The sequence below is a fragment of the Streptomyces griseiscabiei genome, from assembly GCF_020010925.1.
GTDB classification, from domain to species: domain Bacteria; phylum Actinomycetota; class Actinomycetes; order Streptomycetales; family Streptomycetaceae; genus Streptomyces; species Streptomyces griseiscabiei.
This window is the reverse complement of sequence record NZ_JAGJBZ010000002.1, coordinates 2,390,134-2,401,063: the sequence shown is the minus strand read 5'-3', so window position 1 is coordinate 2,401,063 and position 10,930 is coordinate 2,390,134. Positions and strand designations below refer to the sequence as shown.

7 protein-coding genes and 1 pseudogene are annotated in these 10,930 nt (G+C 69.1%); 4 read left to right on the top strand and 4 right to left on the bottom strand.

Translation table 11 applies throughout. The features are described from left to right. Nucleotides 1–631: 631 nt before the first annotated feature. On the bottom strand, nt 632–1,612 hold the full coding sequence (locus J8M51_RS27780; RefSeq protein WP_086755549.1) for an aldo/keto reductase: 981 nt from the start codon (nt 1,610–1,612) through the stop codon (nt 632–634). Between the two features lie 402 nt (nt 1,613–2,014). Between J8M51_RS27780 and J8M51_RS27775 the strand changes: the two genes are divergently transcribed. The 3 genes from J8M51_RS27775 to J8M51_RS27765 all read left to right on the top strand — a co-directional run bounded on the left by J8M51_RS27775 (nt 2,015) and on the right by J8M51_RS27765 (nt 4,954). Beyond that, the gene (locus J8M51_RS27775) at nt 2,015–3,388 is read left to right on the top strand and encodes a metallophosphoesterase (protein WP_406707536.1); all 1,374 of its coding nucleotides are present in this window, start codon (nt 2,015–2,017) and stop codon (nt 3,386–3,388) included. Between the two features lie 375 nt (nt 3,389–3,763). Next, complete coding sequence (locus J8M51_RS27770; RefSeq protein WP_143673164.1) at nt 3,764–4,186, top strand: HAD family hydrolase; 423 nt, start codon at nt 3,764–3,766, stop codon at nt 4,184–4,186. Nucleotides 4,187–4,360: 174 nt separating this feature from the next. Next, the gene (locus tag J8M51_RS27765) at nt 4,361–4,954 is read left to right on the top strand and encodes a TetR/AcrR family transcriptional regulator (protein ID WP_086755535.1); all 594 of its coding nucleotides are present in this window, start codon (nt 4,361–4,363) and stop codon (nt 4,952–4,954) included. Between the two features lie 55 nt (nt 4,955–5,009). On the opposite strand, the gene J8M51_RS27760 is transcribed toward J8M51_RS27765, so the two are convergent. Together J8M51_RS27760 and J8M51_RS27755 are read right to left on the bottom strand one after the other, a co-directional pair. Further along, on the bottom strand, nt 5,010–7,532 hold the full coding sequence (locus tag J8M51_RS27760) for a family 78 glycoside hydrolase catalytic domain (protein ID WP_086755536.1): 2,523 nt from the start codon (nt 7,530–7,532) through the stop codon (nt 5,010–5,012). Nucleotides 7,533–7,575: 43 nt separating this feature from the next. Continuing rightward, on the bottom strand, nt 7,576–8,904 hold the full coding sequence (locus J8M51_RS27755) for an MFS transporter (protein WP_179203072.1): 1,329 nt from the start codon (nt 8,902–8,904) through the stop codon (nt 7,576–7,578). 768 nt (nt 8,905–9,672) lie between these two features. Between J8M51_RS27755 and J8M51_RS27750 the strand changes: the two genes are divergently transcribed. Further along, complete coding sequence (locus J8M51_RS27750; RefSeq protein WP_086755538.1) at nt 9,673–10,620, top strand: alpha/beta hydrolase fold domain-containing protein; 948 nt, start codon at nt 9,673–9,675, stop codon at nt 10,618–10,620. A gap of 98 nt (nt 10,621–10,718) precedes the next feature. Here the strand turns inward: J8M51_RS27750 and J8M51_RS27745 are convergent. Next, nucleotides 10,719–10,862 (bottom strand): annotated as a pseudogene (locus J8M51_RS27745) (catechol 2,3-dioxygenase); the annotation flags it as partial. Nucleotides 10,863–10,930 lie beyond the last annotated feature (68 nt).

Here is a 10,930-nt window from a genome sequence, read left to right as displayed (position 1 = left end):
GGCGGATAGAGGCACTCCGCCCAGTCAACCGCTCATCGTCCGTGACAGCGAGGCCTCCCGGCGAGCGGAGGTCGAAGCCCAGCCACCCGGAGGCCTCGCCTTCGGTCACCGAGGAAAGCAGTCCGTTCCGTTGAAGACCGTGCCTGCGGAGCCGGTCGTCTAGCCGTACACCGGGCCCGCATAGGCCGGCGCCTGCGAGAAGAGCACGACTCCGAGGATGCCGCACACTGCGGCGACTATCACGGCTGCCTTACGGGGCTTCACGGTTGCTCCTTTAGATATTCAACGATCAACGTCAATTGTTGTAACACGTCTCAAGACCTCGCCGCAATGCGACTTCTAGGATTTTCAGCCATGTTCGGCGGGGTAAATGGCCATGTCAGACTCAGTTGCACCTCGGCGCAATCGACGGCGTTTCAGCTTTGCCAGTCAATGACCATTTACCGGTGTCGGTGATGCTGCTGTGGGACCGCAGCAGCGCCTACGTGGGGGGCGAGAAGTGGAACGGACGTAGGCAGCATCGGGCATCACATAACTACTTTCCTCGCAGCACCGGCCTCGCGAGCGCAGTGTGCCCGGGCCCGGCGCGAGCAGCCTCCTCAGTCGTTTCGGAGTCTGCGGCGCACGGCGGTCAGCCTTCGATGCCGGCCATGTTGGCCTCGTCGTGGCGCGCGCCTGAGGCGGGGGTGAGGTTGTTCAGGCGGTCGAGCTGGGCGGCGCTGAGCTCGATGGTGTCGGCCGCGGTGTTCTCTTCGACGCGGGTGACGCGGCGGGTGCCGGGGATGGGGGCGATGTCGTCGCCGCGGGTCAGCAGCCAGGCCAGGGCGGTCTGGGCGGGGGTGGCGCCGATCTCGGCGCCGATGGCCTGTACTTCGTCGACGATGCGCAGGTTGCGCTGGAAGTTCTCGCCGGTGAAGCGCGGGTTGGTCTTGCGCCAGTCGTCGTCGGTGAAGTCGTCGACGGTGCGGATCTGTCCGGTGAGCAGGCCGTGGCCGAGGGGGGAATAGGGGACGAATCCGATGCCGAGTTCGCGCAGCAGGGGGAGGATTTCGGCCTCGACGTCGCGGGTCCACAGCGAGTACTCGGTCTGCAGCGCGGCCACCGGATGCACGGCGTGCGCCCGGCGGATCGTCTCGGGACCGGCCTCCGAGAGGCCGATGTGGCGGACCTTGCCTTCGGCGACCAGCTCGGCCAGCGCGCCGACGGTCTCCTCGATAGGAGTGTTCCGGTCGACGCGGTGCTGGTAGTACAGGTCGATGTGGTCGGTACCGAGTCGCTTGAGTGAGCCTTCGACGGCGGCCTTCACGTTGCCGGCGCTGCTGTCGACCACGCGGGGGCCACCGCCGGCGTGGGAGACGAGCCCGAACTTCGTCGCCACGACGACATCGCCACGCCGACCCTTGATGGCCTTGCCGACAATCTCCTCACTGTGGAAGGGGCCGTAGATCTCGGCGGTGTCGATGTGCGTGACCCCGAGGTCCAGGGCCCGGTGGATGGTGCGGATCGACTCGGCGTCGTCGAGGCCCCCGCCCGTGGTGTAGGTCCCGGCCATCGTCATGGCTCCCAGACCGATGCGCGAGACATCAAGCCCGCCCAGTGATACGTGCTTCATCAGGTATTCCTTGCGGTAGCGATCCTCAGGCCGGTTGATGATCATGACCTGCGATTGTCATGATCAGTGCGTTGTAGTGGGCCCGCCATCCAGACAACCACCCGCGGGCTTCGTACGTGCGCCCGTACGGGGGCCTGTTCTTCCGGGGGTCTGCCAGTACCCCTTTCACGGGGGAAGAGGGGCAGAAGTCCGCCGTACGGTGGGTGCATAGACCGCAGCACCGAGATTTATGACTTCCTGCGCATCACGCCGCTTGACCTGGCGGGGGCCATCGACGGCTTGTCGCTCCGCAGGTTGCGACGGACACCGCCGGACAGTCGTCAGGCGTAGTCGATCGCACGTCGTCGTGGGAGCCGTCCACCCCATGAACGTCTCAAGGAAGGACTGCGCCCAGCCGTGGTCATCGTCATCCCCCTCGTCTGGATCGCACTGCTGGCGGTGTTCGGAGCACTTCACTGGTACGCCTGGCGCCGTCTCGTACGCGACACGACAGTCCCGGGCTCGTTCCTGCGGCAAGCCGGAAGCGTCGTCTTCCTGGCCGGGCCTTTTCTGACCATCAGCGCCCTGGCAGCCGAGACGAGAGCCCCGTTCCTCCTCGAACGGATCCTTGCCTGGCCCGGATACCTGTGGATGGCCCTGTTCCTGTACCTCGTGCTCGCGCTGCTCGCGGGCGAGGCCGTCCGGCCTGTGCTGCGGCGCCTCCTCGTGCCACGCGCCACCGGCACGCACGAGGACGCCGCCCCAACGGCGGTGGGAACTGTTGCTGCCCAGCGTGGCGAGCCCAGGGCGGACCGGAACCAGGAACTCGTCGCCTCTGTGGATCCCCGGCCGGTGAGGGGCGCGCACGGCGGGTCCAATACCACCGTCCCGGGCATCGCGGCAGCCGAAGCCGTGGCGGAGCATCCGCGCACAGCTGAGGCCAACTCCCTGCCGCGCCCCGGAACGGAGGGCCCCTCACGTCGCCTGTTCGTCTCCCGCGTCGTAGGCGGTACCGCCGCAGCCGTCGCCGTCGCCACCGTCGGCCACGGTGCGTACGGCGTGCTCCGCGGACCCAAGGTGAAGCGCATCACCGTTCCGCTGGCCAAGCTCCCCCGCAGCGCGCACGGGTTCAGGATCGCGGTGGTCAGCGACATCCATCTCGGCCCGATTCTGGGCCGCGGTTTCGCCCAGCGGGTCGTCGACACGATCAACGCCACCCAGCCCGACCTCATCGCAGTCGTCGGCGACCTGGTCGACGGCAGCGTCGAGGACCTCGGCCCGGCCGCCGAACCCCTCGCACAGCTACGAGCGCGCCACGGATCGTTCTTCGTCACCGGCAACCACGAGTACTTCTCCGGCGCCAGGCCATGGGTCGAGAAAGTGCGGGATCTGGGGCTGCGCCCGCTGGAGAACACCCGCACAGAAATGCCCGGCTTCGACCTGGCGGGTGTCAACGACCTGGCCGGCACCGATGAGGGCCAGGGCCCCGACTTCACCCGGGCCCTCGGCGACCGCGACCGCTCCCGCGCCGCCGTCCTCCTCGCCCATCAACCCGTCGTCATCCACGACGCCGTCCGTCACGGCGTCGATCTACAGCTGTCCGGTCATACCCATGGCGGCCAACTGTGGCCCGGCAGCCTCATCGCCGAACTGGCGAACCCGACGGTCGCAGGCCTGGAACGCTACGGCGACACCCAGCTCTACGTCAGCCGCGGCGCCGGAACCTGGGGCCCACCCGTCCGCGTAGGCGCGCCCTCCGACATCACCGTTGTCGAACTCGCCTCGGCAGAGGCCTGACTTGGGAGGATCCCATATCCCGTTCGGACGATCCCGTCCTGCCACTGTCCTGACAGCGGCAGGACGGATGGCGCTTCGGCGGAAGAGGTGTGAGGCCCTGTTGTCGGCGGGTCGTCAGCCGCGGGTGGTGGGGGCGGCGCCGAGGCCGACGGTTGGATGGCCATCTCACGCAGTTCTGTTGCGGCAACCTCTGGAAGGCGCTGGTGCCGGTCGGACAGGCGGTCGAGGTGCCCTGCCGACCGGCTGAACCGGGTCACGGTCCTCGACGACCTGGCACTCCTTGCCCAGGAGCTGTCACCCGCCCGTATGCAGACCGCCGCTCGCGAACTGGTCGGCCGTTACCTCAACCGCCCCACTACCTGAAGAGGACCACGCATGACTGCACAGCCCCACCAGCCCACCGCGCTCGACGTCCCCTGCGCGGGCCTGCTCTTCGACAACGACGGTGTCCTGGTCGGCTCCGACCACGGTGTCGACCAGGCCTGGAGCCGATGGGCCCGCGATCGCGACCTGCCGCCCGAACAGGTGACTGCCATGGTGCACGGCCGCAGTTCGGCCGACGTCGTCGCACTACTGGCGGCCGACCCGAAGGAGCGACCGGCCGCACTCGCCGCGATCGACCACCTGGAAGCCGAGGCCGCGGCCACCACCACAGCACTCCCCGGCGCCCTCGACTTCCTCGAGAGCCTGCCGCACGACCGATGGGCAGTGGTGACCTCCCGTCGAGCTTGCCGTTCGCGATCAGCAGCAGGAGTCGCTCCAAGCAGCCCCGGCCCTGGTTGGCCTGGGCCGCGGTGAGGAACTTCTCCATCACGCTGTAGTTCCGGACACCAGCCTCCGCATCAACCGCCTCCACTTGCCTGCGGCCCGAGGGCGACGGGCTTCAGCGGCCGAGCCCGGGGGCCGGCGTTCCGCCGATATGACGTGAGCCCCGGTCATGGGGGAAGTGATCAGCCTCACTACTATGGACGGATGGGCAGCAACGGCCGCATCCGCGGCTCAGGCGACGGGCGTGAGCGCATTCTCGTGGCGGCACTGGAGGTGTTCTCCGCACGGGGCTTCCGTGCGGGAAGCCTCAATGACATCGCGGAGGCGGCAGGGCTGACGCGGGCCGGGCTGCTCCACTACTACCCGAGCAAGCAGGCCGTACTGCTGGCGCTTCTGGAGCATCGGGACACCGAGCTGCACGTCGCGCAACCTGAGCTGGGAATGACTCTCCTGGAGATCCTGGAGAACATGGACGCGTTCACCACTCAGGCCGTCGGAAACCGGGCCATGGTCCAGCTCGCGCACATCCTCACCGCGGAAGCCTCGGGTGAGGAGCATCCGGCCAGGACGTGGGTCGCCCGGCGCTATGCGACGCTGCGTGGCGCGCTGGCGGATGCCGTGCGGCGCTCTGTCGACGCCGGTGAACTGCGTTCCGACGTGGACCCGGAGGCGTTCGCGGCGCTCGTCCTGGCTGTGGCCGAGGGGGCGGAGAACCAGTGGCTGGTGAGCCCGGACGCGGTGGATCCGGCCACCGTGATACGGCAGTTGTGGCTGCTGTGCGACGCGGCCAGGCCCTGACGGATCGTCCGCCCGACGCGCCGCCGGGGCGGACGATCTTCCTGAGTTCCTCGCGTCAGATGAAAGGCACGCGCGTGTGCCCTGTTCCGTATGAGCGTTCCTGCCCCCCGGGGAGCCGGAGGGTGAGCGGCACGGGGCTGTCGATCTCGACGCCCGACGAGTCGAAGGCCACGTGCAGCAGTCCGTCGCGCGTCGGTACCGCGCCCTCGGCGCGTTCCACGACGCCGTAGGCGGGGGCGACACGGGCTCGTCCGAAACCGGGTTCGGCCGGGGTGACGCCCAGGACGTACGTCATGAGGTCGCGTGCCGGAGTGGAACTCCAGCCGTGGGCGGGGGTGCCCCACCCCCAGCACTCGCCGAAGGTGTCGTATCCGTCATGGAGAAAGCGGCTCCAGCGTCGCAGGGCGCCGACCAGTTCGGGGACCCGCCCGGTGAGGGCCGCGGCGTCGTGGACCAGGTAGCTGAGGAAGGGCTGGGCCCGGACGACCTGTTCCTCGGGGTCCCAGTCGATGCGCCGCACGCCGTGCATCTCGTCGTTGATCTTCTCCGCGTCGTAGCCGCCCTCTCCACCGATCCAGGAGCGGGTGACCAGTCGGCCAGGGTCCATGATCCGGTCGATGATCCGGTGGTGACGCGTCGCGGGGGCCAGCCCGGACGCGATGGCTGCGGCGCCGGCGATCTGGGAGGCCGGGGGCTGCTGGACGCCACTCAGCAGGTGATCGACGTAGGTGCCGCGACGCTCGTCCCAGAACATTTCGTACCCTTTGCACGCCCTTTCCCAGTGCCGCTGGGCCCAGGAGGCCTCGCCGTCGTTGCGCAGCAGGGTGCTGATCTCGGCGTACTCGCGCAGGCCGCGCGCCCACAGTGCGGTGACGATGGAGCTCGCTCCGGTGGTGAACACGCTGGACCAGTCCACGAGGTTCCATTCCGGCAGATCGCTCAGTACCCCGTCGTCCGTGCGGAACGGCAGGTACCAGGCGAGGATCCGCCGGGCGGTGGGGGCGAGTTCGGCGAGGCGGTCGCGTTCGTGCTGACCGCCGTGGCGGTAGAGGTTGTGTACGCCGTGCAGCCAGTGCAGCGACCAGTCGGGGATGGTGGTGCCGCCCCCCTGTTCGATCTCCCCGACGACGCTCATCGGCAGGATGCCGTCCGGGCGGGGCGAGTTGGCCAGGTCGAGGTAGTGCCAGGCCGGGCGCCAGTCGGTGGAGGTGGCGAGCTGCACCATCTGGTGGACCACGGCATCGCCCACCCAGGCGCGCTGCTCCCGGGTGGGGCAGTCGACGAAGGCGTCGTGCGAGGTGAGGGCAACGGTGCGCACTCCGGCGGTGTACAGGGCGTCGAGTTCGGGGTCGCTGCTGCGGAAGTACGCCGCTCCGGCGCGCGGGTAGAGGTGTTCGCGGACGCCGACCGCGTCGATGCGGGCCGGTCCGTCCGAGGTGACGAGGGCGTGCAGATAGCGGAAGCCGTTCACCTCGCACGCCTCGAAGCTGTCGTCGTGGCCGCGGGCGATATAGCGGGCACCGGTGTTGGGGGCCGAGAAGGGGTCGTTCGCACCGGGCACGTGGGGCGTCTCGCGGTACATGAGGTCGACCTGTGTCCCGCAGGGAGCGGTCAGGTCGAGGCGCACGAAGCCGCAGACGATCCGGCCCATGTCGACGACCACGTGCTGGGCACGACCGGTGCCGGGAGCGAGCGTGAGGGGAAGGGAGGCGACCACGGGGTCCGGCAGCTCCGGCGCGGACAGATACGTCCGCACATGTCCGACCGGATGAGGGTCGTCGGGTACGGCGGCGGGCGGCGACACAGCGATGCGCACCGGGGTGACGGTATCGCCGCCCAGCGGGCCGATCGGGCGGGGCCGCAGCGGCCCGTAGGGATCGGCAGGCGGTGTCGAGCGGGCCAGTGAGCCGAGATGGAGTGCGGGCACGATGCGCGCCTTCTGCCAGTCGGCGTCAGGCACCCCCGACTTCCAGTCCGAGGGCAGCAGGCGGGCGTCCAGGCACTCGACGGGGATGCCGTCCATCCCTTCTGCCTCCGGGCTGTGCCAGGCATCGGAGGCCAGTACCCGCCAGGTGTCGTCCGTCACCAGCAGTCGGTCGCCGAGGTCGGCCTCTAGGACCAGGACGGCGTCCCTGCCGAGTGCGCCGTTGGCGGCGGCGGGTTGCCAGAAGGAGTTGGCCTTGCCGTAGTAGGTGACGAGGACGACCAGGGTGTTCTCGCCGGCGTGGGCGAGCGGTGCGAGGTCGAGAGTGTCGTATGCCAGGCGCCGGGGCTGTGATCGCACTGGGCCTCGGCCCGCTTCCCTGCCGTTGAGGTGGACGACGTAGCGGGAGTCGGCGGTGATTCTGGCCGGGATGGCCTGCGGCACCGCGTCGAGGGTGAACGTCGTACGGAACAGGTAGCGACCGAAGGGGCCGCGCGTGTCTGGCGGCCCGAACCCCTCGGGTCCCGGCCCGTGGTCCGGGGTGTGGGGGCCGATCCAGTGTGCGCGCCAGGCCGTGTCCCGCAGGGCTCCGGGGATGTGGGCCGACGATCGATGGTCGGTTCCGGGGGGCTGGGCCGCCAGGTTGTCGATCACGAGAGAATTGCTCCGTTGGGTGCGTTGCAGGAACGGGATACGGTCAGGCGGTGCCGGGCACACCGACCGGGTCGGCGACGATCGTGTCGTTCCCGGCGGGTTCCCGGTCCCACGGCGCGGTGCGCCGGGAACGTTCGAGAGCGGGGACGGCGAGAGCGCCGATCAGGCCGCTGACCACGAGGAAGACGACGAGCAGACCGATGAGGAGTCGTGGGTTGCTGACGGCGATCGTCGGGGTGATGACGGCGAAGCCGGCGCACAGGCCCCGGCTGATGCCGGAGGTGATTCCCTGGGCCGTCCCGCGCAACAGGGTCGGAAAGAACTCCTGCGACCACACCCGGTAGATCCCCTCGCCGGCGAACGCGCCGCCGATGCCGAAGCCGGTGCCCAGCAGGAACAACGACACCGAGGTGAACCCCATGACCAGTGGTGCCGCACAGGCGACGATCTGGACCACCGAGCCGAAGACGAAGAGCGCCCGGCGGGCCCGGGAGTCCGCGACCTTGAGGAAGACGAACGCGCTCACGAGGGTGAAGGGCACGGACACCAGCCCCAGCAGCGACGCCTGGCTGAGGGAGACATGCGCGACGTTGACGTAGAGGAAGCCCAGAAAGGCACCGACGGTGTTCGCAGTGAAGCTCCAGAAGGCGCAGTACAGGGCGGTGACCAGCAGCGGCACCAGCAGCCTCGGGTGCAGCAGGGCACGCATCGAACGCTCGTCACCGAGCGCCCCCGCCTTTCCGGGGGTGCGTGCCGCCTGCCACTCGGTGGACTCGTGCAGCGAACGGCGCAGGAACCAGGTGACGATCGCCACCACGAGGACGTGTGCGTAGAGGATCCGGGCGCCGGTCACTCCGTACGGCGCCACGACTCCGGCCAGCAGGGAGACCACCACGACGCCGCCCAGCCACAGCAGCGAGGTGACACTCACCATGCGGCCCTTGAGTCCGTCGGGCGAGTTCTCGGCGATCAGCGCGAGTGATGTCGGCAGGTCGGCGCCCATGGCGAGGCCTGCGACGATGACTCCGACGTACAGCATGGGCGTGTTGACCGCGCTGAAAAGCACCGCGACGCCGGCGGTGAACACCAGCAGATCGAGCGTGTAGACCCGCTTGCGACCGACGAGGTCGCCGAGCCGGCCGCCGATCGCGGCACCGATCGCGATGGTCACGGTCAGCAGTCCGGAGAGGATGCCGATCGTCAGCGGAGTGAGCCCGAACGCGAACTGGAACAGGACGAGGGAAACCGCCGTCGAGACGATCGTGGCAGCGTCCAGATAGGAAGCGAGACCGCCGAGTACGGCGATCTTGTACGGGCCTGGGGAGCGGTCCGCTCTGGCGGGTGTGGCTGGAATCAGCGGCTGGTGCGGCATGGGAACACCTCTCGAAGCACCTTTGCTACGGGGATACCGGGCGGTGAACGACATGTTTCCGCCATCGGGTGGGCATAGTAGAACACAAGCTCCCAACTAGTTGGTAGGTATCGGAGTGAAGTGATTTCGCGACCACCATCAGCACCGACTCACCCGCGTGGGCGCTGGACGATCAAGGCAAGATCGCATCCATGCCGATTAATCAGAGGTTGAATTCGGCATTTACATGAGAATCTGCGGCCTCCTGGCGGGCCGACATGCCTGGCGAATGAGCTGCCGGCCCTGCGGGTGGGAGCGCCGAGGAGGCCGGGCGGCGACGCGCGAAAACCACTTCGGAGGCACCCCGGGCGGGGCGGACCGTCATGCCACCGACGGAAGAGCGGCCGGCACGGAGGCGGGCCGCCTCGCCGCCGCGCCGGCCGGTACACAACCAGGTCGGCGCGACGACCCGGACGAGCCCGACCGAGCGGGTGCGGCCACCTCCGGTCGGCACGGGCCTGGGTGCCGAGGCAGGTGACGCGAGTCATGACTCGCTCGATCGCGACCACTTCCGGGGAAGCGGGGCCGGAAGGGAGCGGCGAGGGGGCGCGGGATCCCCTCAGCATCTTGTTGCCTGACTCAAGTAAATTCATCGGACTCGCGGTGGCCGAAACGACAGAGACTCGGTAACGTCGGCCATCGATTGACAGGATTCCTGATTATTGTTCTCCTCAATCAAGGTGCGCTTCCGGTGGTGATCGAGCGCCCTCGGATCGAACGGAGACTCCCGTGCCCCTTCTCGCCCGTCCGGCGGTAGCCGCCTTTGTGGCCAAGGCCATGCAACGTGTCGCAGTGTTGGCGAACAGCCGTGCAAGCGGGCGGGGTTCACAGGCCTCGTGGTTCGCCCGTCTGCCCGAGTACACGTGCACCAAGCGTGAGCTGACCATCCCGACCGAGGTCGGGCCCGCTCGCGCCGTGCTGTACCTGCCCGCTGGGGCCGAGGGCGCCCCTTCCCCGCCGGTCCACGTCAACTTCCACGGCGGCGGGTACGTCCTGCCGCAGATCGAGCTGGACGACGCGCTGTGCCGGTGCATAGTCGTCGAGGCGGGTGTGGCCGTGCTCAACGTGGACTATGTGGTCGCTCCGCAGCACCCGTTCCCGGCGCCGCCCCGGCAGGCGTTCGAGGTCGTCCGGTGGGTCGCAGGGCACGGGGGCGAGCACGGCTGGGACAGCGGGCGGCTCTCCGTGGGCGGCCAGAGCGCGGGCGGCGCTCTCGCGGCGGCGGTGGCCCGCCAGGCGCTGGAGGAGGGCGGTCCGTCAATCGCCCTCCAGGTCCTGCACTATCCGCCGCTCGACCTCGCCACCGCCGGCCGCGACAAGCGGGCCGTGATCGCCAAGCCGGCACTGCGCCCGTGGATGGCGGACGTCTTCGACAGCGCGTACGTCCCGGACCCGAAGCAGCGGAGCGACCGTCTTATCTCGCCCGCGCATCCCTCGGACACCGCCGACTTGAAGGGCATCGCGCCGGCCTTCGTCATCACCGCCGAGCACGACCTCCTCAGGGCCGAGGGCGTGGCCTACGCCGACCGCCTCCGCACGGCCGGATCTCTGATCGGCCATCACGACGTAGCGGGCGCCGACCACGGTTACGACACCCAGGACGAGGCCAGGGCCCGCGAGGTGTACCCGCTGATCGCGGAGCAGGTGCGGCGGGCGTTCGGGGAGGAGACCTCGTAGGCAGACGCTGGGTAGCCGTTCAGGAGGGTCATCGATCTTGGCGACAATTGAGCCGCGTCCGGTCCGCAGCATGACCCCTCAGCCGACCGGCGTTGTGCCGTGCGCGTGGTGTGGAACGACCCGATGATCTTCAGACCCCACGCCCAGCCCTTCGCGCGCTCCGCCTGGGTCCAGGTGACGAGCGGCCAGTCGGCTGCGAGGACGAACCGGGTGAGCGGATTGCACAGCTCGACGCGCTTGCCCTCATGCTTCCCTCCCCCCTCACCTGCCCTACAGTGACTGCTTCGCCTGGGCGGGGTGAATGCTGGCG